The 25,428-nt window shown below is 41.9% G+C and carries 25 protein-coding genes; 17 read left to right on the top strand and 8 right to left on the bottom strand.

Going from position 1 to position 25,428, the window contains the following annotated elements:
* The first annotated feature begins 76 nt into the window (after positions 1–76).
* Positions 77–628 carry a hypothetical protein gene (locus I4Q58_RS04470; protein ID WP_203294130.1) on the top strand — a complete coding sequence of 184 codons (552 nt, stop codon included), beginning with the start codon at positions 77–79 and terminating at the stop codon, positions 626–628.
* Here the strand turns inward: I4Q58_RS04470 and I4Q58_RS04475 are convergent.
* Entirely contained in the window at positions 625–1,119 is a 495-nt protein-coding gene (locus tag I4Q58_RS04475) for a GTP-binding protein (RefSeq protein WP_203294132.1), read from the bottom strand. The two genes, I4Q58_RS04470 and I4Q58_RS04475, sit on opposite strands and share 4 nt — an antisense overlap.
* Before the next feature lie 105 nt (positions 1,120–1,224).
* Between I4Q58_RS04475 and der the strand changes: the two genes are divergently transcribed.
* Positions 1,225–2,526 (top strand): ribosome biogenesis GTPase Der, encoded by a 1,302-nt coding sequence (der, locus tag I4Q58_RS04480; RefSeq protein WP_203294133.1) that lies wholly within the window; start codon positions 1,225–1,227, stop codon positions 2,524–2,526.
* A 276-nt stretch (positions 2,527–2,802) separates the two neighbouring features.
* On the opposite strand, the gene I4Q58_RS04485 is transcribed toward der, so the two are convergent.
* The 5 genes from I4Q58_RS04485 to I4Q58_RS04505 are packed head-to-tail and all read right to left on the bottom strand — an operon-like array spanning position 2,803 to position 5,973.
* Entirely contained in the window at positions 2,803–3,597 is a 795-nt protein-coding gene (locus I4Q58_RS04485) for a TPM domain-containing protein (RefSeq protein WP_203294135.1), read from the bottom strand.
* Positions 3,597–4,034, bottom strand: coding sequence for a TPM domain-containing protein (locus I4Q58_RS04490; protein ID WP_203294137.1), 438 nt, complete (start codon positions 4,032–4,034; stop codon positions 3,597–3,599). The genes I4Q58_RS04485 and I4Q58_RS04490 overlap by 1 nt, the downstream gene beginning before the upstream one ends.
* Before the next feature lie 18 nt (positions 4,035–4,052).
* The gene (locus tag I4Q58_RS04495) at positions 4,053–4,655 is read right to left on the bottom strand and encodes a LemA family protein (RefSeq protein ID WP_203294139.1); all 603 of its coding nucleotides are present in this window, start codon (positions 4,653–4,655) and stop codon (positions 4,053–4,055) included.
* An 11-nt stretch (positions 4,656–4,666) separates the two neighbouring features.
* On the bottom strand, positions 4,667–4,996 hold the full coding sequence (locus I4Q58_RS04500) for a MerR family transcriptional regulator (protein ID WP_203294141.1): 330 nt from the start codon (positions 4,994–4,996) through the stop codon (positions 4,667–4,669).
* Positions 4,996–5,973 carry a M23 family metallopeptidase gene (locus I4Q58_RS04505; RefSeq protein ID WP_203294143.1) on the bottom strand — a complete coding sequence of 326 codons (978 nt, stop codon included), beginning with the start codon at positions 5,971–5,973 and terminating at the stop codon, positions 4,996–4,998. The genes I4Q58_RS04500 and I4Q58_RS04505 overlap by 1 nt, the downstream gene beginning before the upstream one ends.
* Positions 5,974–6,093: 120 nt before the next feature.
* On the opposite strand from I4Q58_RS04505, the gene alaS reads away from it, so the two are divergent.
* The 9 genes from alaS (at position 6,094) to I4Q58_RS04550 (ending at position 17,160) form a co-directional block, all read left to right on the top strand.
* Positions 6,094–8,706, top strand: a complete 2,613-nt coding sequence (gene alaS / locus I4Q58_RS04510) for an alanine--tRNA ligase (RefSeq protein WP_203294144.1) — start codon at positions 6,094–6,096, stop codon at positions 8,704–8,706.
* Between the two features lie 2 nt (positions 8,707–8,708).
* Positions 8,709–9,656: a GSCFA domain-containing protein gene (locus tag I4Q58_RS04515; RefSeq protein WP_203294146.1), complete on the top strand. Its 948-nt coding sequence runs from the start codon at positions 8,709–8,711 to the stop codon at positions 9,654–9,656.
* A gap of 169 nt (positions 9,657–9,825) precedes the next feature.
* Entirely contained in the window at positions 9,826–10,350 is a 525-nt protein-coding gene (locus I4Q58_RS04520; RefSeq protein ID WP_203294148.1) for an outer membrane beta-barrel protein, read from the top strand.
* Positions 10,351–10,454: 104 nt separating this feature from the next.
* Positions 10,455–10,976 (top strand): DUF6252 family protein, encoded by a 522-nt coding sequence (locus I4Q58_RS04525; protein ID WP_203294149.1) that lies wholly within the window; start codon positions 10,455–10,457, stop codon positions 10,974–10,976.
* A 244-nt stretch (positions 10,977–11,220) separates the two neighbouring features.
* Positions 11,221–13,083 (top strand): outer membrane protein assembly factor BamB family protein, encoded by a 1,863-nt coding sequence (locus I4Q58_RS04530; RefSeq protein ID WP_203294151.1) that lies wholly within the window; start codon positions 11,221–11,223, stop codon positions 13,081–13,083.
* A 121-nt stretch (positions 13,084–13,204) separates the two neighbouring features.
* Positions 13,205–15,169 (top strand): ATP-binding protein, encoded by a 1,965-nt coding sequence (locus I4Q58_RS04535; RefSeq protein ID WP_203294153.1) that lies wholly within the window; start codon positions 13,205–13,207, stop codon positions 15,167–15,169.
* 63 nt (positions 15,170–15,232) lie between these two features.
* Complete coding sequence (locus I4Q58_RS04540) at positions 15,233–15,490, top strand: hypothetical protein (RefSeq protein WP_203294156.1); 258 nt, start codon at positions 15,233–15,235, stop codon at positions 15,488–15,490.
* 11 nt (positions 15,491–15,501) lie between these two features.
* Complete coding sequence (locus I4Q58_RS04545; protein ID WP_203294157.1) at positions 15,502–16,155, top strand: response regulator; 654 nt, start codon at positions 15,502–15,504, stop codon at positions 16,153–16,155.
* Positions 16,156–16,251: 96 nt separating this feature from the next.
* The gene (locus I4Q58_RS04550; RefSeq protein ID WP_203294159.1) at positions 16,252–17,160 is read left to right on the top strand and encodes a DUF302 domain-containing protein; all 909 of its coding nucleotides are present in this window, start codon (positions 16,252–16,254) and stop codon (positions 17,158–17,160) included.
* Here the strand turns inward: I4Q58_RS04550 and I4Q58_RS04555 are convergent.
* Positions 17,157–18,815, bottom strand: coding sequence for an amidase family protein (locus I4Q58_RS04555; protein WP_203294161.1), 1,659 nt, complete (start codon positions 18,813–18,815; stop codon positions 17,157–17,159). The genes I4Q58_RS04550 and I4Q58_RS04555 overlap by 4 nt on opposite strands.
* A 76-nt stretch (positions 18,816–18,891) precedes the next feature.
* Complete coding sequence (gene metK, locus I4Q58_RS04560; RefSeq protein ID WP_203294163.1) at positions 18,892–20,148, bottom strand: methionine adenosyltransferase; 1,257 nt, start codon at positions 20,146–20,148, stop codon at positions 18,892–18,894.
* A gap of 189 nt (positions 20,149–20,337) precedes the next feature.
* Between metK and I4Q58_RS04565 the strand changes: the two genes are divergently transcribed.
* The 6 genes from I4Q58_RS04565 (at position 20,338) to I4Q58_RS04590 (ending at position 25,427) form a co-directional block, all read left to right on the top strand.
* A complete protein-coding gene (locus I4Q58_RS04565; protein ID WP_203294165.1) occupies positions 20,338–20,754 on the top strand; it encodes an RrF2 family transcriptional regulator in 417 nt (138 codons plus the stop codon).
* A gap of 69 nt (positions 20,755–20,823) precedes the next feature.
* A complete protein-coding gene (locus I4Q58_RS04570) occupies positions 20,824–21,453 on the top strand; it encodes a phosphoadenosine phosphosulfate reductase domain-containing protein (protein WP_203294167.1) in 630 nt (209 codons plus the stop codon).
* 42 nt (positions 21,454–21,495) lie between these two features.
* On the top strand, positions 21,496–22,437 hold the full coding sequence (locus I4Q58_RS04575; RefSeq protein ID WP_203294169.1) for a pyridoxal-phosphate dependent enzyme: 942 nt from the start codon (positions 21,496–21,498) through the stop codon (positions 22,435–22,437).
* 29 nt (positions 22,438–22,466) lie between these two features.
* A complete protein-coding gene (locus I4Q58_RS04580; RefSeq protein WP_203294171.1) occupies positions 22,467–23,561 on the top strand; it encodes an acyloxyacyl hydrolase in 1,095 nt (364 codons plus the stop codon).
* Positions 23,562–24,311 (top strand): head GIN domain-containing protein, encoded by a 750-nt coding sequence (locus tag I4Q58_RS04585; RefSeq protein ID WP_203294173.1) that lies wholly within the window; start codon positions 23,562–23,564, stop codon positions 24,309–24,311. It begins immediately after the preceding gene.
* Between the two features lie 6 nt (positions 24,312–24,317).
* A complete protein-coding gene (locus I4Q58_RS04590; RefSeq protein WP_203294175.1) occupies positions 24,318–25,427 on the top strand; it encodes an acyloxyacyl hydrolase in 1,110 nt (369 codons plus the stop codon).
* Position 25,428 lies beyond the last annotated feature (1 nt).

Raw genomic sequence — 25,428 nt, forward strand, 5'->3', positions numbered from 1 at the left:
ATTCTTCATTCTTAATTCTCTGCTCCTTTGCCTCTTTGCTCCTTTATCACTCTAAATTTTGCCGTATCTTTAGAAAATGACAGCGCTCACAAAACTTTTTATCAAGACGTTTCTTCTAACGGGGATCCCATTTGCTATTGGCATGATGGGCCTCCACCTAATCGGTGGCGAAGCGTTGCGCATTGAAAAATTTCTCATCTATACTACACTTTTCGGGGGCATTATGGCGCTTAGTTTAATTGCAATCCTAAAGTACCACTTACGAAAAATAGGCATTCAAAAGATAGCGCAGGAGCATTTGGGTGTGCATCAAAAACGAACTATTATTTCTACGCTATCGATAGAAGAATTACTTCAAATGCTAAAAGATGATCCTGTATTTCAACTAATGGTTCGAAAGGAAATAGAAAACGGGATTTTATTGCAATCAACCATGACCATGAAATCGTGGGGTGAAGAAATCAGAATACAAATCGTAAGCGATAGAGGTTCTTCCTATCAATATGAAATTTCTAGCCGGCCAAGGTTAAAGACAACGCTCATCGATTATGGAAAAAATTTACAGAACATCCGCCGAATGGAAGCCCTGTTAACGGGTACTATGGAAATTCAACAGTCCACCATCTAGATATGTAGCGTGTCTTTCATAAAAAGATGAAGCGCAATCATTTCCTTCCGCCCAGCTTTTTTCCCCATTCGTCCCACGAAATACAATACAAACCAACCGATAAGCAATAATCCCATAGCCAGCACTTGTAAGGCATAAGGCTCTTTAAGCGAAGCGTTACTGTACGCCCAAACAGCAAATCCTAAAAAAGCGGTTCCTACCAAAAAATGTAAAAACATAAATAAGGTCCAGACTCTAGGATTCGGACCGAACGTCCCAAAAAGCATACAACTCCCGTCTTCGCGCTCCAACAATTCAAGATGCAGTTGAGGTGACCAAATATGCTGTTCGGCTCTAGGGATTTTTAAAAAGATATGTTCATCGACCAAACTGACGACAATACTGTTTTGAAGCTCTTTTTGCTTTTGAAACGCTTCTAAAATTGAAGCCATATTCTGTTGCAGTTCCATTTGGAACCGAGGACGCAACACGACTTCATTTGAAAGTTTCATTAGCTCATTAATTTTTATATGAAAGTACTATTTTTTTTGAAATGATATACGAACTCGAATACTTCCAACTAATTCAACTATTTTTGCAGCAGTAAAGTAGACACCATGAGTATTGTTGCCGTAGTAGGAAGACCTAATGTAGGAAAATCGACGTTTTTTAATCGCTTGATCAAGCGACGCGAAGCTATAACAGATGCAGTAAGCGGTGTAACCCGCGATCGTCACTATGGCAAAAGCGATTGGAACGGGAAGGAGTTTTCACTTATCGATACGGGTGGGTATGTGAAAGGAAGTGACGATGTCTTCGAAGCGGAAATCGACAAACAGGTAGAACTGGCCATCGATGAAGCGGATGCTATCGTGTTTATGGTAGATGTTGAAAGCGGTATTACTGGCATGGACGAGGAAGTTGCCAAGTTGCTTCGGAAGTCGAATAAGCCTTTCTTTTTAGCGGTGAACAAGGTCGACAATGCCAAACGACATGCCGACGCAGTTGAATTCTATTCACTCGGGGTTGAAAAATACTATACTATTTCGAGCATCAACGGAAGTGGTACAGGTGAACTATTAGATGATGTTGTAGCTAGTCTACCTGAAGAACCCGAAGAGGAGGAAACTGAATTGCCACGATTTGCAGTGGTTGGTCGACCGAATGCCGGAAAATCTTCCTTTATCAATACGCTAATCGGGGAAGAGCGCTTCGTCGTAACCGATATTGCCGGTACTACAAGAGACAGTATCGATACGAAGTACAATCGCTTCGGATTTGAGTTCAATTTGGTGGATACAGCAGGAATCCGGAAAAAGAGTAAGGTGAAGGAAGACCTGGAATTTTACTCGGTGATGCGTAGTGTTCGCGCTATTGAACATTGCGATGTTGTTATTTTGGTATTCGATTCCACTAGAGGGTTCGACGGACAGGTACAGAATATTTTTTGGCTGGCTCACCGAAACAATAAGGGCATCGTAATTTTAGCGAACAAATGGGATTTGGTTGAAAAGGACAATAAGACCACCAAGCAGATGGAAGCGTATATCCGCGAGCAATGTGAACCTTTTACTGATGTGCCGATTGTCTTCATATCTGCCTTGACAAAGCAGCGTATTTTCAAAGCGATCGAAACAGCTGTTCAGGTATATGAGAACAGAACGAGAAAGGTAAAAACGAGTAAGCTGAACGATTTGATGCTTCCGCTGATTCAGGCCACGCCTCCTCCAGCGACCAAAGGAAAGTATGTGAAAATCAAGTTCTGTACGCAGCTACCGACACCTTATCCAAGTTTCGCTTTCTTTGCAAATCTTCCGCAATATGTGAAGGATCCGTACAAGCGTTTCTTGGAGAATCAATTACGTCAACATTTCGATTTCACTGGTGTTCCAATGAAGATTTATATCCGAAAAAAATAGGTGTCCTTTGCGAAGAATACATCAAACAGCTTAAGTAGGAAGCAATCACCTCCATTCCCGAAGGTTTGGAATAAAATTCAATCGCAAATCGGATATCTTTCAATCTAAAATCGAACTACCAGCCTCCTGAAGCACCGAAAAGGAATTGCCACGGAAACGTTTTCCCCAATTTTGTACTTTCCAGTTTACAAAATTGAGAAAACAACCACCACCATTCCCGGAGGTTTTGGAATAAAATTCAATCCAAAATCGTATATCTTTCAATCTAAAGTCCAATTACCAGCCTCCCGAAGCACCGCCGCCACCAAAACCTCCTCCACCGAAGCCGCCGCCGAAACCGCCACCACCTCCAAAGCTACCACCGCCACCACCGAAACCTCCGGTGCGACCCATGTTGCTCAGAATTATGACGTCCCATATACTTCCACCTCGACCACCATTTCCACCGCGATTGTTTTTATTACCACGGGCAATAAGAATGATGATTACTATAAAAATGATAAGCGCTACGATCCAACTATTATCGCCCTTCTTCGAAAAGTCACGATCTTCACTAAACTCTCCATTCAGCGCTGCAAAAATAGCATCAGCTCCTTTGTCGAGACCTTGGTAGTAGTTTCCCTTTTTAAATTCTGGAATCATGATGCGATTGATAATCCGTTCCGCCATGATATCGGTGATGCGATATTCAATCCCGTAACCGGTATTGATATCAATTCGACGGTCATCTCTAGCTAACAAAATCAAAATTCCATTATCCTCATCAGCTTGACCGATGCCCCATTTTTGTCCCCACTTCGCACCTAACAACGAAATATCTTCCCCTTGGGTAGAAGCAATAATAGCAACAACAATTTGGGTCGATGTGCTATCGGCATATCGCAACAGTTTATTCTCTAGAGATGCAGCTTGCTGAGAAGTTAATAAGTCGATGTAATCGTAAAGGGAGGTCTGTTCCGATTGCTTACTTGGTTTTGGAGGAATATCGAATTGCGCAAGTGTAGCATAAGAGCCTAGCAAAAAGAAAGCAACAAAAACTAAGGGTCGATATGCTTGCTGAAGAAAATGCATTAGCCTACTGAAATATCATCAGGCAATTCATTCTTGTCGTTCTTCTTATAAGGAAAGTGTCGCTTTAATTGTTCTCCCGCCATCAAAATACCATCAACCAAGCCTTGTTTCATATCTCCATTCTTGAAATGTTGGATGATAATGTCTCGCGTACTATCCCAAAAGTTTACTTCCACAACAGCGTTAATGCCGCTATCGCCCAGAATAACCAGCGTTCGATCCTCTACAGCCACATAAATCAATACGCCATTGCTGTTTTTGGTATTGTCCATATGCAGATAATGAAACACCTCTTCCGCCCGATCGTAGGCATCTATTTCGGCATGTGCTTCTAAATGCACCCGAATTTCACCACTAGTATTGCTTTCAGCTTTACGGATGGCTTCAACAATTTCGGCTTCTTCACTGGCCGAAAGGAAATCTTCAACTTTTGACATACACTATTATTTCAATACTTAACTTCCGAAGTCGAATTCTACTTCAGGCGCATCTTCACTTCCTTCATCTGCTTCAAAATATGCCTTGCGCTCAAACCCAAGGATACTCGCTGCAATATTTGTAGGGATTTGACGTACTTCACTATTAAAAGTACGTGCCTGCTCATTATATCGGTTTCGCTCCACATTAATGCGGTTTTCCGTACGTTCCAGCGAATTGATCAATTCCTTAAAATTTTCATTCGCCTTTAAGTCAGGATAGCGCTCAAATACTGCTAATAAACGCGCCAAAGCACCTGTTAAATTGCTTTGCACCTCTTGAAATTGCTGCAATTGCTCCGGAGTGATATTAGTAGGATCTATGGTAACGGAGGTCGCTTTGCTTCGAGCTTCCGTAACTCTAATCAATGTTTCCTGTTCAAACTCGGCATAGCCTTTTGCAGTACTGACGATATTTGGAATAAGATCGGCTCGACGTTGATAGGCACTCTCGACATTTGCCCATTGTGCCGTTACACTTTCCTCCATAGGTACCAATCGGTTATTAACACTAACAAACCATATTCCGCCAATCGCAATCAATGCAATGATTACGATAAGTGCGATAATCCCTTTTTTCATGAATGTTGACTTTAAAGTTGGTCTTTAATTTTAAGTAGTTCCGCTTTAATCGATTCTAATTTACGGATAATTTCAAAATTGCTGAGGGTGTCTTTCTTGTTTTCCCGTAGATGAATCTTGGCGCCTTCCAAGGTAAACCCACGTTCTTTCACCAAGTGGTAGATAAACTCAAGGTTCTTGATGTCCTCGGGCGTAAATTTTCGGTTTCCCTTCGCATTTTTCTTAGGCTGAAGTATGTCGAACTCCTTTTCCCAAAACCGAATCAGCGATGCATTCACCCCAAAGGCGTCTGCAACCTCTCCAATGCCATAATATCGTTTTTCTGGAAGTTCTACGTGCATTAGTCAAGCGATTGGTTTTCCTGTTGGGCTTTTTTCTGCATTTCGGCAAATTCCTCAGGCGTTAAGTTTCCGTAGTAGAAATTAATCGGATTGATACGTTCGCCATCCTTAAATACCTCATAGTGCAAATGCGGCGCCTCGCTCCTACCGGTGCTTCCCACAAAGCCAATTAGGTCGCCACGCTTCACACGCTGACCGCGACGAACGTTGTATTTATACAAGTGGGCATATAAACTTTCATAACCATACCCATGATCGATACGAATATGGTTTCCATAGCCACTAGCAGTATTATCGGCACGACTCACAACCCCATCACCAGATGCAAAAACGGGCGTTCCGCGAGGAGAGGTAAAATCCATTCCGTAGTGAAACTTTCTAGCTTTCGTAAACGGATCAGTTCTATACCCATATCCTGATGCCATACGGGTTAAGTCTTCATTTTTTACAGGTTGTATCGCGGGAATTGCCGCTAGCAACTGTTCTTTTTCCTCGGCCAAACTAGCGATTTCATCCAATGACTTCGATTGAACCACAATTTGCTTCGTCAGCACATCCAACCGTTTGCTGGTATTGATAATCAAATTGCTATTGTCGAAACCTTCCAATTCGCGATAGCGATTAACCCCTCCAAAACCAGCTCTTCGCTGTTCTTCAGGAATGGGATTAGCTTCAAAATAAACACGGTAAAGATTATTATCGCGATCGGCTACTTCCGCTAACACGGCTTCGGCCTCGTTCATCTTTTTATTGAGCAGTTCGTACTGTAGCTCCATATTGGCGAGCTCGCGTTTTAGAGCCTTCTCTTTTGGTGTTTCCACATAGGGTAAGTTAATGTAGATAAGAAACACCACGAAGCCACTAAGAATTACCCCAACCAAACTCAACACGAAGATCCCCAACTTTCTACCTTTTTTTTGTTCGATTTTCCGGTAGGAAAGTGTTTCGCTATCGTAGTAATATTTAACCTTAGACATACGCTAAAAAAATCCTATTTTTGCAGTTGATGGGCAGTGGTAACCTTTTGGTAACGCTTTACAAATATAGAAATTGTTTTGGTAGTGCACTTCCCTAACTAATCCGATGAATATTCTTAGATGAAATCCAAGCAGATACGTTCCCAGTTTTTAGAATTTTTCAAGTCGAAACAGCATAAAATCGTGCCTTCGGCACCCATGGTCATTAAAAATGATCCGACCCTGATGTTTACGAACGCAGGGATGAACCAATTCAAGGAATACTTCCTCGGGAATACCGAACCTAAAAACACACGTGTAGCCGACACCCAAAAATGTCTTCGCGTAAGCGGAAAACATAACGACTTGGAAGAAGTAGGGAAAGATACCTACCACCATACCATGTTCGAAATGTTGGGAAACTGGAGCTTTGGCGACTACTTCAAGAAAGAAGCGATCGACTGGGCGTGGGAACTGCTTACCGATGTATACGGCATCGACAAAGACACCTTGTATGTGACCATCTTTGAAGGAGATACAGCCGACGGACTAGACCGCGATACCGAAGCCTTCAATTATTGGAAACAGCATATTGCGGAGGATCGCATCTTGAATGGCGACAAAAAAGATAACTTCTGGGAAATGGGCGACCAAGGCCCTTGTGGTCCGTGCAGTGAAGTACACGTCGACCTCCGTTCCGAAGAAGAAAAGAAACAAACACCCGGTCATGAATTGGTAAACCAAGACCATCCACAAGTTGTAGAAATCTGGAACTTGGTTTTTATGCAGTTCAACCGAAAAGCCGATGGCAGCCTTGAAAAATTACCTGCGCAACATGTGGATACAGGAATGGGCTTCGAGCGCTTGGCCATGGTACTTCAAGGCAAGAAAAGCAATTACGACACCGATGTATTCACGCCACTAATTCGTGAAATCGAAGCGATTACCAACTCAAAATATGGCACCTCTGAAGAAACCGATATCGCCATTCGCGTGATTGCCGACCATGTTCGGGCCGTTGCCTTCAGTATCGCCGATGGACAGTTGCCTTCCAACAATGGTGCAGGATACGTTATCCGACGCATTTTACGTCGTGCGATTCGCTATGGCTTCACCTTCTTAGACAAAAAAGAACCCTTTATTTATCGCTTGGTCGACACCTTGGTTAAACAAATGGGTGAGGCTTTCCGTGAATTGGTTTCAGAACGGAACCTTATCTTCAATGTCATTCGTGAAGAAGAACAATCTTTCCTGCGAACACTTGATCAAGGCTTGGTTTTACTAGAAAATATCATCACCAACACCAAAGACAAAACCGTTTCCGGAAAGAAAGCGTTTGAACTATACGATACCTACGGTTTCCCAATCGACTTAACCGCATTGATTCTTCGAGAACGTGGTTATGAACTCGATTCTGAAGGGTTTGAAAAGGAATTGCAAAAGCAGAAAGACCGTTCACGCCAAGCTACCAAAGTTGAAACAAGCGATTGGGTTATCTTGGATGACGATGCTGAAGAAGAGTTTGTAGGCTACGATTTATTGCAAACGCAGGTTAAAATTACCCGCTATCGCAAGGTTGAAAGCAAGAAAGAAGGTGAAATCTATCAACTGGTGTTCAACTTAACGCCTTTTTATGCTGAAGGCGGCGGACAGGTAGGCGACAAAGGGTATCTGGAAGCACCAAACGGTGAAGTTGTTTATATTATCGATACTAAACGAGAGAACAACCTCATCGTTCATTATGCGAAAAATTTACCGCGCAATCCTGAAGGAACGTTTCAAGCCGTTGTAGACGTTCGCTATCGAACACGCACTGCTGCCAATCACACAGCCACACACTTGCTTCACCAAGCGCTACGAAATGTGTTGGGTGAACATGTGGCGCAAAAAGGCTCGATGGTCCATAGCCGAAACCTACGGTTCGACTTTTCGCACTTTAGCAAGGTTAGTGACGAAGAGCTACGCGAGGTTGAAGACTTTGTGAATGCTCGTATCCGGGAAGGAATTCCATTGGAGGAAAATCGAAACATTCCGTATCAGGATGCGATTGATCAAGGTGCGATTGCACTTTTTGGTGAAAAGTACGGCGATAGTGTTCGAACCATCAAGTTTGGAAAGTCGATGGAACTTTGTGGTGGAACGCACTTGCCAAACACCGGACAGATTTGGCATTTTATTATCACTTCTGAAAGCTCAGTAGCTTCCGGTATTCGTAGGATTGAAGCGATTACGGGTGAAGCTGCCAAACAATATTTTATCGATAGAAGTGAAGCCTATTCGAAAGTAACACAAGTACTGAATAACGCCAAGGACCCGGTGAAGGCAGTTGAAAGCCTTCAGGAAGAGAACCAACAGCTTCAGAAAGAAATTGAAAGCTTAAAAAAGGATAAGGCCAAAAATCTGAAAGGTGACCTCAAGTCGGAATTTAGCGAAGTAAACGGCATTCAATTCTTAGCTAAAAAAGTGGATTTGGACGCTGCGGGCATGAAGGATTTGGCGTATGAGATGGGAAGTGAGATGGAAAATGCCTTTATCCTATTTGGTGCTGACAATGATGGCAAAGCGCTGCTTACTTGCTATATCTCGAAGGAGTTGGCAAAAGAACGCGAGCTGAATGCTGGAACGATTGTTCGTGAGTTAGGAAAACACATCCAAGGTGGTGGTGGCGGTCAGCCGTTCTTCGCAACGGCAGGTGGTAAAAATCCAGAGGGAATCGAAAACGCCTTGCTAGCCGCTAAAAATTATATCGAATAAGGTTGGACTTACAGACCCAAATACCCATTACGCCCGAACGCAATCAAATTGATTACGATTCGAAGTTGCTGTTGATGGGATCTTGCTTTACCGAGAATATCGGTGATAAACTCTCGTATTTTAAGTTTCAGTCGCTTCAGAATCCGATGGGCATTTTATTTCAACCCTTGGCGATTGAAAAATTGATCACGCGTACAATCAACCAAGAACAGTTCTCAGAAGAAGACCTATTCCAACAAGACGGAAGTTGGCGCTGCTTTGAAGTGCATTCTTCACTAGCAAAAGAAAGTAAAGAAGCATCTCTTTCAACCCTAAATCAACAACTTCAGCAATTAGGTGAACGATTGACGTCTGCTTCACATATTATTTTGAGCTTAGGAACCGCTTGGGCCTATCGCTATATTGAATCGGACGAATTTGTAGCCAACTGCCATAAAGTTCCGCAGAAAAAATTTTTAAAAGAATTATTGCCTGTTGAAGCTATTTCTGCTTCCCTTGAAAATATGATTGCCTTGGTCCGAGATGTGAATCCGGAGGCAACTTTCATCTTTACCGTTTCGCCCGTTCGTCATTTAAAGGATGGTGTAGTTGAAAACATGCGAAGCAAGTCGCATTTAATCGCAGCGGTACATGAAGTGGTGGAACCCAGAAAACAGCTTCATTACTTTCCTTCCTATGAAATTATGATGGACGAATTGCGCGACTACCGTTTTTATGAGCGGGATATGCTTCACCCAAACAGCTTGGCTATCGACATCATTTGGGAAAAATTCAACAAGGCTTGGATGGCTTCAACAACTTATGATCTTCAAAAAGAAATCGGAAACATTCAACAGGGTTTACAGCATCGACCTTTTCACCCGAATAGTGAAGGGCACCAAGCATTTCAACAAAAACTGCAACAGAAGATCGATTCCCTTCAACGAAAACTTCCCCACTTAAGGTTCTGAACGCTTTAGAAAGTAACTTATACTTTATTATAACGAGCGCCGCTCCATACCTACCACCTACCACCAACTGCCTATATCATACAGCTTACAGCCACACATATACGTCAATTGTCGTATTGAACAACGCTCTTGATAGTTTCAACTTTGTGACCTAACCAAATTAACTATTATGAGAACATTTTTAATTGCGATTTTGGCGCTTTGTGCATTTCAAACCTCCAACGCTCAAATTGAGGAAGGCAACATTTTAGTTTCCTTAGGAGTGGGATTAAGTCCAACATTTTATTCTGGTAATGGCTACGAGTCTTCCACCCCACCTATTGAAATAGCAGGAGAATATGCCTTTACCGAGGATATTACGGGCGGAATCTTTGCCGGATACGCTAGTGCTGAGTTCAGAAACTCAGGATTTGGATACGATTACACCTATACGTTATTTGGAGCCGTGGGGAACTACCATTTCGTGAATGAAGAAAGCTTTAATGTATATGCTGGAGCAAAACTAGGATACGTTAGTATTTCTTCTGAGTCGGTAGGCAACAATAACGGCTTCAACTTTAGCGCCGAAGCCTCTGGTTTGCTATATGGTGGTCAATTAGGTGCGCGCTATTGGTTTAGCGACGCGATAGCCGTAAATGCGGAATTGGGATATGGAGTATCCATCTTCAAAGCCGGTGTTTCCTTCAAATTCTAGAATACGGCAAATGTCGTATTGAACTCGGTGCGTTCATTTTACACCTTTGAAAAAATAACCAAAACCATCTTCCCTAATGGGAGGAAGTAAAAACCAAAACAATTATGAAGACTTTACAAAAAGCACTTTTAGTATTATTTATGGCGGCAGCAGTAGTTGCATGCAAAAAAGATGATGACGGAGGCGACGATCCCTCTGGCGGAACTGGATCATTCACTGCCAAGGTAGACGGTAGCACCTTTACAGGCATCGAAGGAACCGTTGTAGCTCAAGTAACTAGCAATGGTGGGGGCGAAGTCTTGGCAATTAGCGGAGGGACTAACGCTTCAGAGAACCTTCAAATGATTGTTCAAGGTTTCGATGGCGAAGGCTCCTATAATCTAAACTTTACAAGTATCGGAACGTATAGTTATTTACCAGATCCGAGCAATCCAGATCCTAATACAGTAGTTGTTTACACTACCGTTGGAGATGCCCAGAGCAATAATGGTGAAGTGAATGTATCTAGCTACGATGGCACGACTATTAAAGGAACATTTAGCTTTACGGGGTTCAATTTAGATGATAACGCTGATACTGTTTCCGTAACAGAAGGCGAATTCAATATTGAGGTCACCAATAACTAACCAACTAATTTTTCCATTATGAGAAATCTCAAGTGTTGAGGTTTTTACGTGGAGCCGGGAATGGAACATTGTTCTGTTTCCGGTTTTTTATCGCTATATGCCGTAAGCTGTATGCTGTACGCACCGCTTATAGCTTATAGCTTAGAGCCTAGAGCTTACAGCTACACATATACGTCAATTGCCCTATTGAATTCGTACGTCAATTCCTTCACCTTTACATCATCACAACTAAGTAACCACGATTATGAAAACTTCAATTTTTACATCACTCTTGCTAAGTGTGTTTCTGCTTAGTACTACAGTGTTCGGTCAAAAAGCCGAGCAGCCCGATTTTCGATATGATGTCGGAGCAAAAATCAACGAAATGACCCTTACCGAGGGCGGTACCATGGTCGTCGCTACCAACGACGGACTTGTAGGTATAAAACCTGGCAGCAACGAACTGCTCTTCAACTTCATCGATTATGGTCGCGTGAAACCCGAAGAACTGTTTTATGTTCCACAAGCCCCGTATGTAATTGTTGGTCAGACCGGTTTTGCCAATATGTCGACCAAAAAAGCAGTTATCGATTATATCAGCGGAAAGAAATTGTTCAGCACCGAAGACAACGGCTGGAAACAAGTTATGACCTGCGATGTTATCATGCCGCAAAATAAATTGGTGGTGAGCGGACAGCGACGAGCCGACGAGAAATATGCGTCGCAAGTAGCCGTATACGATCTTACTACTGGAGGTGAAGATTATCGCTTCAATCTAGTTGACCCAGGAAAAGTGACCATGAGAAATTATTTGGTAAGTGGACGACCCCTATTGATGAAGGACAAATTACTTATTCCAACCAGTCAAGGGATTATCGCCAAGTCGAAAACCGGTGAAACGCTTTGGGACAATGACCTAAAAAACATCGATTGGATGGTGGCGAATGAAGACGAGTCTGATATTTATGCGTTTGAAACGAATGACACCAATGCATGGACAAAGATCTATAAGGTTAGTCCGCAGGGAACCGAAGTATGGAGCGACGATGCAAAGGTGAAAGGAGTTGTGACCAATTTTGAAATATTGCCACAAGGATTGGCCGTAGTAAGCAATACGTACAATCAAGGAAAAGGAATCTTAGCAGGTGCGTCAGAGTCTAAAATCGCCATGTTAAGTGCTACCAATGGTGAAGATTTATGGGATAAGGCACCCAAAACGAAAGGCTATGTGCAGCATTTCTATATTATGGAAGACGGTATCCTCTTCGGAATTCAAGAAGGCGGTATCAATAAAATCTCCTATGATGGAAAAACGCTATTTAAAAAGCCTTTGAAAACGGGTGAAAATATTCTTACCATGGCCGAAACGCCGCAAGGACTTATCTATATCACTTCCGAAGATGCCAATATTGTTAATTTGACAAATGGCGAACAAGTATGGAAGAAGCCTTTAAAATATAAACGTGCCGATGCCATTAGCTCTACCTACGACAGCAAGAATAGTCGGTATCTGATTAGTGCAGATGACGAACTCTTTGCGGTGGATGCGAATTCAGGTGAAGTGTCTACGCTTGCCGAAAGCAAGTTTGAAGGAAAGGAAGATCCGAGTCATGTTGAAGTCAGAAATGATGGTATTTTACTGACCAGCGATCAGAACATGATGTTTTTAGATTGGGACGGTAATTCGAAATGGCATGAATACTATCGTGCACCAGGAAAAAGTGCCTTTGGAGCCATTTTATCAGGAGTTATGGCGGTAGCGACAGCAGCGACGGCTATGGCTGCGTATAATGCCGCTAACCAAAATAGAAATAAATTAGGCGCCTATACCGATAGAGGTGAACGCTATGCCGATTTAGGCGACGGGATGGCAATGGCATCCGGTGCTTCGGTCGCGGAAATGCTCCGAAGGTTTAAAGCCACTGCCGCAACAGCGGATGCTCAGTTTGTTCTTACAAAATTAGATGATGGCGTCGGCTTGGTAAAATTGAATAAGGACTCTGGTGCCATGGAAAAGGAAATCATTTTAAAAGATAAAAAACCAGAATACCAAGTAGATGAAATTGCAGGAGTCCTATACTATAAAGCCGACAACAATTCCATTTTTGCATACGATCTAACCAAATAAAGACTAAACTTTGTTTAGCAGCCAATGGTATTGAGGAGTGTCATTGGTTTGCAAAACCCCAATCGATTTACGAGCGGGGTTTTGATTTTTTAGTATTTTGGTAGTAACTAACCAACTGATTATGAAATATAAACTTTTGCTCTGCACCCTAGTGCTGGCAACTTTTTTTGCTCGGGCACAATCCGTTCAACAGCAGATCGACAGTCTGATGCAACTAGCTGAAAAAAGCAACGACTCGGCGAAGCTTCGCATCTACAATCGTGTCAGTTTTTACTATATCTTCAACGATAAACCTAAAGCAAAGGAGCTTTTAACGAAAGGATTACGACTTTCCAAGGAACGCAATGTTCCTTTTTCAGAAACCGAAATAACCAACACCTATGGTATTTTGATGGATGTTTCGGGTAAAGCTGATTCGGCAAGAATCTATTTTGAAAAAGCATTGGATCTCAGTAATGCTAGAAAGTATGATAACATCAAGGTGATGGCCATCAACAACCTTGGGATGTATCATTGGAATAGAGGTGAATACGAAACGGCGTTGGACTATTTTTTTCAGGCGTTGGATTTTAGTCGGAGTAAAAAAGGTGATTGGGGAAATGACGCTGTTTATCTAAACAATATCGGTCTGATTTATCAGGAAATGGGGCAATGGGATAAGGCGTTACAGTACCATGATGAAGCCTATAAGTATCGAAAGGAGAATAATGTTATCAACGAAATCCCTATTTCCTTGAATAATATGGCCATTGTTTATAAGGAAAAAGGCGACTTAACGCTTGCCGAAAAAACCGCGAAAGAAGCGATAGATGCTGCTGAGTTCGCCAATGAAACCCAAACGGTCTATAATGCTATGAATACGTTGGCGAACGTGTATGTGAAAAAGGAAGAAGCCAATAAAGCAATTCCATTGTTAGAGGAGATCATTTCCGGGAGAAATAAAACCAACATCGACCGGAGGAGCAATTTGTCTGCTATTTCAACTATCATAAATCTTTATAACCAAAATGGGAATTTGGAAGCTGCTCGCAGCTATGTGAAACAAGGAGAAGCTTTGTTACAGGAGTTTTCCCTTACTGGAAATGCCGTTGCTGGTTTTTATAGAGATGCTGCGGAAACGAACTACAGAAGCAGCAATATCAACGCTGGCAATGAGTATTTGGAGCGCTACGAATCGCTTCGCGATAGTATCTATTCTTCTGAAAGTGCCGAAAAACTAGCAGCACTGGAAACAAAATACAACGTTGCCGAGAAGGAACGCGATTTGGCCCAAACCAGAGCAAATCTAGCGGAGAAAGATTTAGAAGTACGACGAAAAAACACCTTATTGTACGGAAGTTTTGGCTTGGCACTCCTATTGGCCCTTATTGGCTATTTGGTCTATAGCCAACAAAAACTGAAGAACCGTCAGCTTCAAAAAGAAAGTGAGCTTAGGTCTGCCCTTGCGCGTATCGAAACACAAAACAAGCTTCAGGAACAACGGTTACGCATTTCACGCGATCTTCACGATAACATTGGGGCGCAATTAACCTTTATCATTTCCTCCATCGATAACTTAAAATATGGACTGAAGGATGCATCGAAACCTGTATTGGAGAAACTTAGTGGAATTAGTCAGTTTACCACCCAAACCATCTATGAGCTTCGGGATACGATTTGGGCGATGAATAAAGAGAAAATTACTGCGGAGGACCTGCAAGGACGTATCAGCAACTTTATGGAGAAGGCGAGAGTCGCTTCAGAAGATGTGAATTTCAACTTCAACATTTCAGAAGAGATTGCTACCGAAACCACTTTTTCATCGGTTCAGGGCATGAACGTCTATCGCATTATTCAGGAAAGCGTGAACAATGCGTTGAAATATGCCGAAGCCAACAATATCAATGTTCGCATCACTTCAGAGAATAAGAGCATCATCACAAAAATTGAAGATGATGGAAAGGGCTTTTCTACTACTGAAGTGGCTGGCGGCAACGGCTTGAACAATATCAAAAAACGTGCTCACGATCTTGGTGGCGAAGCGACTATTTCTTCTTCACCAGAAACCGGAACAAAAGTAGAAGTCACGTTCCCGAAACCTGAATAATACGTCAGTTGCCCTATGGGATTCCAAAACCGTTTGCCTTATCTTTCAGAATTAAAAAGAAAAATGCCTGGTCTTTATATCATAACTACCTTCGTACTAATAAGCGTAAGTTGCTTGGCATTATTCCGTTGGAAGAAGGAAGCTATGGAAAAACAACATCAACGAGTATTGATAAGCCTTGCAGATAATTTCAATGAACACCAAGCACAGATCCATAAACGACAAACAGCATTGCATCGCTACGATTTTTTACGGTATAACCTGAGTGAAGTAATGGTAAAACAACCCGAAATAATTCTTGATAGCACCACCAATACTTAAAGCAACTTCCTATGCAACCATTGAAAATTGCCATAACCGACGACAACAGCTTTTTGATAAATGCAATCAAGGAGAAACTTTCTTTTTTCGATGACATTCACCTGAAGTGTACGGCAACCAACGGTAGCGATTTATTGACGCAATTGGAGGAAAACCACAATGTAGATGTTATTTTGATGGACATCGAAATGCCGGTACTGAACGGTATTGAAACTACCCAGATGGTGAAACAAAAATATCCGCATATCAAAATCATTATGCTGACGGCCTTCGATAATGACGAACATATTTTTAATGCGATAAAAGCGGGTGCCGACGGCTATTTGTTGAAGGAAATTCAACCTGATGAATTGTACAAAGGAATACAGGAAACCATGAACGGTGGTGCTGCGATGAATCCATCCATAGCCCTTAAGACCTTACGACTGCTTCGTAATCCGACGGCGGTTGAAAATCAATCCGATAAAGAGGAAATTACCTTATCGAAACGTGAAGTAGAGGTGTTGGAGCAAATTAGCAAAGGGCTTTCGTACACCGCCATTGCCGATAATCTATTCATTTCACCCAGTACGGTTCGAAAACACATTGAAAATATCTATAAAAAGCTTCAGGTTCATAGCAAGATTGAAGCCGTGCAAAAGGCAAAACGGCATAATATTATTTAGCTTAACAATTCCTTACGATCTACCTGTTAAGAATGCTTAAAAATGTTCTCCAACTAACTTAGGTTTGCTATACTTCGACCAAAATATTGAAGTATCATGAGAACATTATTTTTAATTTTATTTTCAACCCTAATCGTATCCTGCAGTGATGATGATAGTTCATCTCCAAATATCGATTTCCCGGAAACACCTGGGCTGACATACGCAGTAAGTAACGAAGATTTTTCGACTACCTACAACAGTTTGAGAAGTGCTATTCAAAGCAATTCGAATATCCAGATTATCGCTGAGATTAATCATTCCACCAATGCGCAAAATATTGGCGAGAGTTTACGGAATACGCGTGTCATCATTTTTGGAAACCCAACCTTGGGAACACCCATTATGCAAGAGAACCAATTGGCCGGTTTAGACCTCCCTCAAAGAATAATGGTATATGAAAATGGCGATGGTGATGTGTTTGTAGCGTACAATAGCACCTCTTACTTATCCTCAAGATATAATGTTGGAAATGTGAACACCTTACAGCAAATCGGCCAGGCGTTAGAAAATTTCACCACCAACACCACGAGCAATAGTATTTCCAGCAATCCTGCTACCGTATCAAACAATCAAGGTATTATTAGTATAGATAGTAACAACGATTTCAATACTACCTATAACAGTCTTCGGAATGCTGTATCAGACAATCCCGATCTATTATTGGTAGCGGAAGTAAATCATCAAGCCAATGCACAAACGGCAAATTTAGACTTGAATCCAACTCGCCTAATTGTATTTGGAAATCCGAGTTTAGGAACACCCTTAATGCAGGATGCACAAACGACTGCGATCGATTTGCCACAGAAGGTATTGGTTTGGGAAGATGAAGATGGAAGCGTAAAAATTTCGTACAACAATCCTCCCTACCTTCAACAACGACATGGCATTTCAACTGCCCAAGATGAAAACTTGGATACGATTAAAAACGCGTTGCAAAACCTTGCCATCGACGCGGCAAACTAATTGCTATAGTCGCTTGGAATTTTACGGATAGGATGTGCTTTTTCAATTGCATATCCTAGTCGAAGCAACGAAACTTCAGTGAATGGAGCACTTATCAATGTTAGGTTGATGGGTTCTCCATTTTCTTTATAGCCCATCGGAAGGGTTAGGCATGGGTGATGTGCCACCGCAGCATAAGCACTATGATAATTGTTGATGGAAAGAATAGCATCAAGATTATGTTTTTCCATCGGTTCTTCAAAGTAGCGGGTTCCATTCTCCTGAAGCTGGCTGCGAAGTTTTTTGAAGTCTTCAACAGTAGTGCTATCGGCCATAATGTCATCAAATATTCCTTGATCGTAGGGCATTCGTTTTACGCTGTCCGCTTGATTGAAGGCCATGATATCCTGAAGATTTTTCACCTTACTTTTTTCTGAAGACCGTTCCGCTAAATACTTCGGCAGATCTTCCTTCATCTCCAAGTTCAAAAGCGTTAGAAATCCATTTAGTGATACCTCCGGTGGATCGAAAGAAACAATTTCAGCACCTTCTTTTTCGAGTTTCTTAATGGTTTCCGCATAAATGGAATCCTGCATTAAGCTATTAAAAACACCCAACCGTATTCCTTCGAGGCTTCCGTTTTTAATCGTTTGGACATAACTTCTTTCTCTTGAAACCGTTACCGTATCGGAAGCATCCTTTCCTGACATAGCTTCCAATAAAATAGCTGCATCCATCACCGATTTCGCCATTGGTCCAGGCGTGTCTAATGTATGTGAAATGGGAATAATCCCCGTTCTGCTCAACACCCCAACCGTCGGCTTTAAACCAACCAGAGAGTTTTGTGACGAAGGTGAAATAATACTCCCTGCCGTTTCGGTGCCCACAGCTGCCACGGCGTAATTGGCTGCAGTTGCCGTTCCGCTTCCCGCACTACTTCCTCCGGTTTCAAACTCTTTTCGACCGTACGGATTTAGGGTCTGTCCGCCCACGGCGCTATAGCCCAACGGGCATCCTTGACAGAAATAATACGCCCATTCACTTAAATTCACCTTTCCTAGAATGATAGCTCCTTCTTTTCGCAACTGCTGTACTATAAAAGCATCTTTTGAAGGTTGGTTCTCCTCTAGCACCTTCGCTCCCGCCGTCGTTTTCATATCCTTGGTATCGATATTGTCCTTTAGAAGAATTGGCATTCCGTAGAGCGTGTTGGATGCGTTGCTTTTATTTTTATCTCGTTCTCGAGCCAACGCTACTGCATTTGGATTTAATGCCATGATAGTGTGAAGTGATTTTTCTGCATCTAATTCATAGTTGTAGATACGTTTCAAGTAGAAAAGCGTAAGTTCCTCATAGGTAAATTTTTCTTCTGTAATATGCTGTTGAAGCGTTGCGATATCCTGTTCCAACACGAGGGGTTTCAATTCGGCGTAGCGTTCTTCTGAAAAATTGGAAACTTCTTCATACAAAGGTTGAAACACTTCATTCTTATCCTGATACACAGATTGAATAACCTTAAACCGCATCCGCTCGGTTTCATGTTCCTGCTGTTGGGCGATTTCTTCCGTTTCATCATAGGCGTTCCACAGTACAATTTCTTCAGTTTCAGGTTCTGTTTCGGTTTTACAACCTATTAGTAAAAGGCTTACTAAAAGGAAAGAAAGAATCGTTCGCATCGGGAAAAGTTTTTCATAAAAATAAAGAAACCGTACTTATAAAGCACGGTTTCATAATTCTAGGCCACTATTTTTCCTATAAACTGAAGGCGTCTCGCACCTGATCTACATAATCTAGTTTTTCCCAAGTGAACAATTCCACTTCCCGCTTCACTTCTTCACCACTATAACTTTCAAAAACTTTTGTCACCGTTTCAGGCACACGCCCCATATGCCCATATGCCGCGGTTTCTACATAAATTGGATTCCGAAGTTTTAAGCGCTTTTCGATGGCGGCTGGTCGCATATCGAAGATTTCAGAAACTTTTTTAGCTATTTCACCATCGGTCATCTCTACTTTGGAGGTTCCGTGAGTGTTTACAAAAATGGAAGTTGGTTCCACCACACCAATCGCATAACTCACTTGCACCAATACCTCATCGGCAACACCCGCTGCCACTAAATTCTTTGCAATATGTCGTGATGCATAGGCGGCACTACGATCTACTTTACTCGGATCTTTTCCGCTAAAAGCACCTCCGCCATGGGCTCCTTTTCCACCGTAGGTATCCACGATAATCTTTCGACCGGTAAGGCCCGTATCGCCGTGCGGCCCCCCAATTACAAACTTACCGGTGGGATTCACGTGGTAAATAATATCGTCGTTAAATAATTTCTGAACGTATTCTGGCAACTGCTCACGGACGCGAGGAATCAAGATTTCCCTGACATCCTTCTTAATTTTCTGCTGCATGGCATCATCATCATCATCAAACGGATCGTGTTGGGTAGAAACTACGATAGACACGATACGTTGTGGAACGTTATCGTCGCTATACTCTATGGTAACCTGACTTTTGGAATCGGGTCGTAGGTACGGAATCATTTTTCCTTCGCGACGCAATTTTGCCAATTCGATTAGGATACTATGTGAAATCTCCAACGCCAACGGCATATAATGGGTTGTTTCGTTGGTGGCGTAGCCAAACATCATTCCTTGGTCGCCAGCACCCTGTTCTTCCTTATCGTCGCGATCTACCCCTTGATTTATTTCTTGGGATTGTTCGTGGATGAGGGAAATAACCCCACAACTGTCACCGCTAAACTGATAGGCTCCTTTTGTGTACCCGATTTTATTGATCACTTTTCTAGCGATGTTTTGAACATCGAGGTAGGTGTCGCTTTTTACTTCACCTGCTAGCACCACTTGCCCAGTTGTAACCAACGTTTCACAGGCCACTTTCGATTCTGGATCGAAGGCAAGGAAATGATCTAATAGAGCGTCACTAATTTGGTCAGCAACTTTATCGGGATGTCCTTCAGAAACGCTTTCCGAAGTAAATAAATAAGCCATAGATTTTTTTTAAGGAGGAGAGATTGTGGTTCGCTTGCAGGAGTGTCTTCAAGAAACAACTGTTTTAGCATTTTTGGACACATGTGTTACTAGTGTCTGAGGTTGCAAGCAGGTCAAATCTATCCTCTATTTTCGCACAAATATACCCAATTCGGCAATACTAAAAAAAGAAGTAACTTTAGCTCCCAAATGATATCTAGAAAAACCAAATACGGCCTAAAAGCACTTACTTTTTTAGCAAGAAGACAGGGAAATGATCCGGTTCAAATTTCAGTTATAGCGGAGTCGGAAAATATCTCGCAGAAGTTTTTGGAAAGCATTTTATTATCGCTTCGTAAAACTGGCTTTTTGCAGTCAAAGAAAGGAAAAGGCGGTGGCTATTACTTGTTGAAGAGCGCTGAAAATATCAAAATAGCAGAAGTCTATCGTATCCTAGAAGGCCCTATTGCACTAGTGCCCTGTGTAAGCTTGAATTTTTACGAAAAGTGCGATGATTGTCCTGATGAAGATTCCTGTACGGTTCGAAAACTTATGATTAAGGTTCGGGACAATGCCCTTGCTATTTTGGCCAACACCACGCTTCAAGATCTCATTGATGAGGAGTAATAGTACCCCTACATTAAAAAAAAATCCCTACTTTTGCAAAGTCTACTAATCCCATAGACTTTAAAAACAATGCGAATTTCCTCTGAAAAGCTAGCTGTTTTAAATCAAAATCTACGGTACGAATCGCCCTCTGAAATAATTTCATTTGTATTGGAAAAAGCGCAGAAGCCATTGGTTACGACCAGCTTTGGAACCCACAGTGCTGCCCTTCTTCATGCTGTTACCGATATAAAAGCTAACACTCAAGTTGTTTGGTGCGATACGGGATATAATACAGCCGCTACCTATTCGCATGCCCAACATCTTATTGAAACCCTATCCTTAAAAATAGATATTTTTGTACCCGACTATTCCCGAGGCTTTATAGATTCTTGGCTAGGGGTACCGCTACCGGGGTCGGAGGAGCATAAAATATTTTCGGAAATCGTAAAACTAAAGCCCTTTAAGAAAGCGCTAAAACGTCACCAGCCCGATGTATGGTTCACCAATCTTCGGAAATCGCAAACCGAGCATCGCAAAAGTCTAGATGTGCTCACCTATACTTCCGATGGCATTTTAAAGGTTTGCCCCTTCTTTCATTTCGATGATGCTGCTATTGACGAATATATGGCGTTTCACAACCTCCCTAGCGAACCTGATTATGTAGATCCCGTAAAGGCATTTGAAAACAGGGAATGCGGCATTCACCTTTCTAATTGAAGTCGGCAATAAATAGTATTTTTAACCTTTATCAAGAATACTATGAATCCAACTGAAAAAGAGGTCCTACAAGCGTATGATAATGTAAAAAACCATGTGCATCAGACACCGGTGCTTACCTCCTCCCTCTTAAGCGAAATAAGCGGCGCTTCGCTTTTTTTTAAATGTGAAAATTTCCAACGGATGGGCGCCTTCAAAATGCGCGGTGCCACCAATGCCTTGGTTTCCCTTTCAGCAGCGCAAAAAGAAAAAGGCGTGGTGACCCATTCCTCAGGAAATTTTGCCCAAGCGCTATCGTTAGCCGCCAAAACAATTGGAATCCCTGCCTATATCGTTATGCCTTCGAATGCTCCATCAGTAAAAAAAGCAGCGGTAAAAACCTACGGGGGGCAGATTACTGAATGTGAACCCACATTAAAAGCCAGGGAAGCGGCCGCACAAAAAATTCAACAGGAAAAGCAGGCTACTTTTATACATCCTTCAAACGCCAAGGATGTTATTCTCGGAAATGCTACCTCAGCGTATGAACTGCTTCAAAAACATCCTGATCTAGATATCATTGTTTCACCAGTGGGCGGTGGCGGACTAATCGCAGGAACAGGTCTTGCCGCAAAATATTTTGGAAAGAATTGTGACGTTTGGGGTGCCGAACCCGAAAATGCCGATGATGCGTATCGATCTTTGCAGTCGGGTTCTATTGAAACCAATGCTGAAGCTGATACGGTTGCCGACGGATTGCGAACAACCCTGGGCAATATCAATTTTCCTATTATTCAAGAGACGGTTAAAGGTATCATCCTCGTTTCGGAAGAAGCCATAATCGGCGCGCTTCGCCTTATTTGGGAACGCTTAAAAATTGTGGTCGAACCCTCTTCTGCCGTTACGTTAGCCGCTATTCTAAAGGAGAAAGAACGTTTTCAGGGGAAAAAAGTCGGCATTATTATTAGCGGAGGAAATGTGGACCTTGACAATCTTCCCTTTTAACTCAAAAACTTTCCGTTTCTTTGCCGCTGATGAAACGTCTTGCGTGCCTATTCGTATTTCTTACTTCCTTTTGGGGTTTCTCGCAAGAGCCTTCACAAAGGGGCCATTTCGTAGATGCCAATTATTTCTACGGTACTATTCTTCGGCATAATAAAGATATTTCGCACCTTGTTTTGAACCACCCCCATGGCGGAATCGTAGGATTCAATTTTGAAACCGATGGTACCGAGCGATGGCACCAAGAATACAACTATCCCGATTGGGGAATTTCAACCGTTTATCATAATCCTGGCTATGAAACCTTGGGAAGCAATATCGGATTGTATGGTCATTTCAACTTTTATTTTTTGAAACGACATGTAATGTTTCGTATCGGACAAGGAATTGCCTATGCTAGCAATCCTTTCGACTTGGAAGAAAACTTCAGGAACAACGCCTATGGAACGCGCTTGTTGAGCACCACCTATATGATGGTGAATTTCAACAAAAAAAATATTCTTAAAAATATAGGAATACAAGGGGGCATTTCATTGGTTCACTATTCCAACGGTAATTTTAAGGCTCCAAACAGTAGTACGAATTCCTTTACCTTCAACCTTGGCTTGAATTATTCGCTACAGGAAGCAAAACGAATTACAGTAATTTCAGAAGATGATGAACGGTTTACGGAACCCATTCATCTTAACCTAGTACTACGAGGTGGGATCAACGAAAGCGACTATGTGGGCTTGGGTCAACATCCCTTTTGGGTAGTGTCCGCCTATGCCGATAAGCGGGTAAGCTATAAAAGCAGTCTTCACATCGGTGTAGATGCTTTTTTCGCATCCTTTTTAAAAGAAGAAATCAAATATCTTATCGCTTCGGAACTAAACGCTTCACTAAAAGGCGATGAAGACTATAAAAGAGTGGGGGTTTTTGTCGGACATCAATTACATTTCGGAAAACTTTCGGTGCCTGCTCAATTCGGATATTATGTGTATTACCCATACGATTTTGAAGGTCGCACGTATATCAGAGTAGGATTACAATATGAAATTAGTAATCATTGGTTTGCCAGCACAACGTTGAAATCGCATGGTGCTAAAGTAGAGGGTGTTGAATTTGGAATTGGATATAGAATTTAGATGAAAAAGGCTTTTTACATATTGGTTTGTACATTGCTACTTTCCTGTAATCAGGAAGATGCTTGGGACTGCATTCAAACGGCTGGTGAAATTAATAATGAGGAGATTGAAGTACCACGGTTTCACCGCATCCAACTAGAAGGAGATGTTAGTATGGTCCTTTCCCAGAGCAATAAACAAGAGATATATCTGAATACAGGTGAAAACCTACGCAATGATTTTTACGTAGGTGTTGAAGACGGGACCTTAGTAATACGAAATAACAATCGTTGTAATCTAAGCAGGGAATACGCAATTTCAACTGTTTACGTTGCTACGGATACACTAACCCATATCCGGCATAGTTCGCCTCGAAACATAATGGGAGTGGAAATTTTGCGATTTCCCTCCCTGACATTGGAAAGCAATAGTACTGGCGGACCTGAAATTTCCACTAAGAGCGGTAATTTCTATTTAGGCCTTGATATTTCGGAGCTTGTGATTTCAGCCAACGGACAAAGTGTCTTTAATTTGTATGGCTTCTGTGAAAATGCGAATATTGTATTCAGCGATGAGTTTCCAAGATTTGAGGGACCTGATTTTAGAATTCAAAACTTAAAGGTGTTACAGCGAAGTGCCAATAAAATGGTTGTCTTTCCTACTCAATCCATTACAGGATCGATTTTTGGTACTGGCGACATACTTTCACTTTACCAACCTGAAGAAGTTCAAGTAGAAGAAACCTGGACAGGACGCCTACTATTTCTATAATATATTATGAAACAAATTTGCTTCTTAATTATACCATTGCTTCTTGCTACTTCATTGCTGGCGCAAGAGGAAGAGCTGAAACCCATAAGCCTAGAAGCCGATTTTTTCTATGGAAGTATTTTGGAACACAATCCTGATATTTCGCACCTTATTACGAACCATCCTCGAGGTTTCACACTAACCTATAATCGCAAAACGTACGGTTTTTCAGAATGGGAACGCCGTTACCAATATCCCGATTGGGGGTTTATGTTTTCCTATCAGGATATGATTAATCCGTATTTGGGAAGGCTCTACGGTTTGTATGGTCATTTCAATTGGTACTTTTTGAATCGAAATCTTGTGGTACGACTCGGACAGGGAGTCGCCTATGCGGAAAATCCGTATGATTTTCAAGAAAACTATCAGAACAACGCCTATGGCACCCATTTTTTGAGCACCACCTATCTGAAAGCAAATTATGTACGTGAAAACGTCTACAAAGGATTAGGATTTCATGCTGGTTTTTCGATTATCCATTATTCCAATGCCAATCTCCGCGCTCCAAATAATAGTACCAATACGTGGGCTTTTAATGTAGGATTGAGCTACTTGATAGACCATGAAGAGTTTCCGGATTATATTGTAAAGGATGATCCACCAAGCAGTTCGCATGCCGAGCCTTTAAAATACAACTTCGTTTTTAGATTTGGATGGAATGAAAGCGATGTCGTACGTCAGGGACAATTTCCATTCTATGTCGCTTCAGCGTTTGTTGACAAAAGAATTAATTACAAAAGCACCTTACAAGCCGGTGTGGATGTGTTTTTCGCCAAGTTTTTGGAAGAATTGATTTACTACCGTTCGATTGCGTATCCCGAAGATGGGTTGAGTGGCGATGAAGATTACAAAAGGGTAGGTTTATTTATCGGACATGAATTACGGTTTAATCGCACCGCCTTCGTTTCGCAGTTAGGGTATTATGTGTATTGGCCGTATGAATTTGAAAATAGAATCTACAACCGACTAGGTTTGAAACGTTATCTTTATGAAGACAAAATTTTCGCATCGGTTACCGTTAAAGCACATTGGGCAAAAGCAGAAGGCGTTGAATTTGGAATAGGAGTTCGGTTATAAG

The sequence above is a fragment of the Luteirhabdus pelagi genome, from assembly GCF_016827595.1.
Lineage (GTDB): Bacteria > Bacteroidota > Bacteroidia > Flavobacteriales > Flavobacteriaceae > Luteirhabdus > Luteirhabdus pelagi.

Excerpts from the sequence above, each read along its gene's own strand:
- I4Q58_RS04500 (WP_203294141.1), bottom strand. The coding sequence starts at position 4,996 with ATGCACGTAGAACTTCCAGAAAAACGATATTATGGCATTGGAGAGGTT.
- der (WP_203294133.1), top strand. The coding sequence starts at position 1,225 with ATGAGTATTGTTGCCGTAGTAGGAAGACCTAATGTAGGAAAATCGACG.
- I4Q58_RS04505 (WP_203294143.1), bottom strand. The coding sequence starts at position 5,973 with ATGTCTAAGGTTAAATATTACTACGATAGCGAAACACTTTCCTACCGG.
- metK (WP_203294163.1), bottom strand. The coding sequence starts at position 20,148 with ATGGCTTATTTATTTACTTCGGAAAGCGTTTCTGAAGGACATCCCGAT.
- I4Q58_RS04580 (WP_203294171.1), top strand. The coding sequence starts at position 22,467 with ATGAAACGTCTTGCGTGCCTATTCGTATTTCTTACTTCCTTTTGGGGT.
- I4Q58_RS04550 (WP_203294159.1), top strand. The coding sequence starts at position 16,252 with ATGAGAACATTATTTTTAATTTTATTTTCAACCCTAATCGTATCCTGC.
- I4Q58_RS04570 (WP_203294167.1), top strand. The coding sequence starts at position 20,824 with ATGCGAATTTCCTCTGAAAAGCTAGCTGTTTTAAATCAAAATCTACGG.
- I4Q58_RS04495 (WP_203294139.1), bottom strand. The coding sequence starts at position 4,655 with ATGAAAAAAGGGATTATCGCACTTATCGTAATCATTGCATTGATTGCG.
- I4Q58_RS04520 (WP_203294148.1), top strand. The coding sequence starts at position 9,826 with ATGAGAACATTTTTAATTGCGATTTTGGCGCTTTGTGCATTTCAAACC.
- I4Q58_RS04525 (WP_203294149.1), top strand. The coding sequence starts at position 10,455 with ATGAAGACTTTACAAAAAGCACTTTTAGTATTATTTATGGCGGCAGCA.
- I4Q58_RS04470 (WP_203294130.1), top strand. The coding sequence starts at position 77 with ATGACAGCGCTCACAAAACTTTTTATCAAGACGTTTCTTCTAACGGGG.
- I4Q58_RS04555 (WP_203294161.1), bottom strand. The coding sequence starts at position 18,815 with ATGCGAACGATTCTTTCTTTCCTTTTAGTAAGCCTTTTACTAATAGGT.
- I4Q58_RS04485 (WP_203294135.1), bottom strand. The coding sequence starts at position 3,597 with ATGCATTTTCTTCAGCAAGCATATCGACCCTTAGTTTTTGTTGCTTTC.
- I4Q58_RS04540 (WP_203294156.1), top strand. The coding sequence starts at position 15,233 with ATGCCTGGTCTTTATATCATAACTACCTTCGTACTAATAAGCGTAAGT.
- I4Q58_RS04475 (WP_203294132.1), bottom strand. The coding sequence starts at position 1,119 with ATGAAACTTTCAAATGAAGTCGTGTTGCGTCCTCGGTTCCAAATGGAA.
- I4Q58_RS04565 (WP_203294165.1), top strand. The coding sequence starts at position 20,338 with ATGATATCTAGAAAAACCAAATACGGCCTAAAAGCACTTACTTTTTTA.
- I4Q58_RS04575 (WP_203294169.1), top strand. The coding sequence starts at position 21,496 with ATGAATCCAACTGAAAAAGAGGTCCTACAAGCGTATGATAATGTAAAA.
- I4Q58_RS04535 (WP_203294153.1), top strand. The coding sequence starts at position 13,205 with ATGAAATATAAACTTTTGCTCTGCACCCTAGTGCTGGCAACTTTTTTT.
- alaS (WP_203294144.1), top strand. The coding sequence starts at position 6,094 with ATGAAATCCAAGCAGATACGTTCCCAGTTTTTAGAATTTTTCAAGTCG.
- I4Q58_RS04585 (WP_203294173.1), top strand. The coding sequence starts at position 23,562 with ATGAAAAAGGCTTTTTACATATTGGTTTGTACATTGCTACTTTCCTGT.
- I4Q58_RS04490 (WP_203294137.1), bottom strand. The coding sequence starts at position 4,034 with ATGTCAAAAGTTGAAGATTTCCTTTCGGCCAGTGAAGAAGCCGAAATT.
- I4Q58_RS04530 (WP_203294151.1), top strand. The coding sequence starts at position 11,221 with ATGAAAACTTCAATTTTTACATCACTCTTGCTAAGTGTGTTTCTGCTT.
- I4Q58_RS04545 (WP_203294157.1), top strand. The coding sequence starts at position 15,502 with ATGCAACCATTGAAAATTGCCATAACCGACGACAACAGCTTTTTGATA.
- I4Q58_RS04590 (WP_203294175.1), top strand. The coding sequence starts at position 24,318 with ATGAAACAAATTTGCTTCTTAATTATACCATTGCTTCTTGCTACTTCA.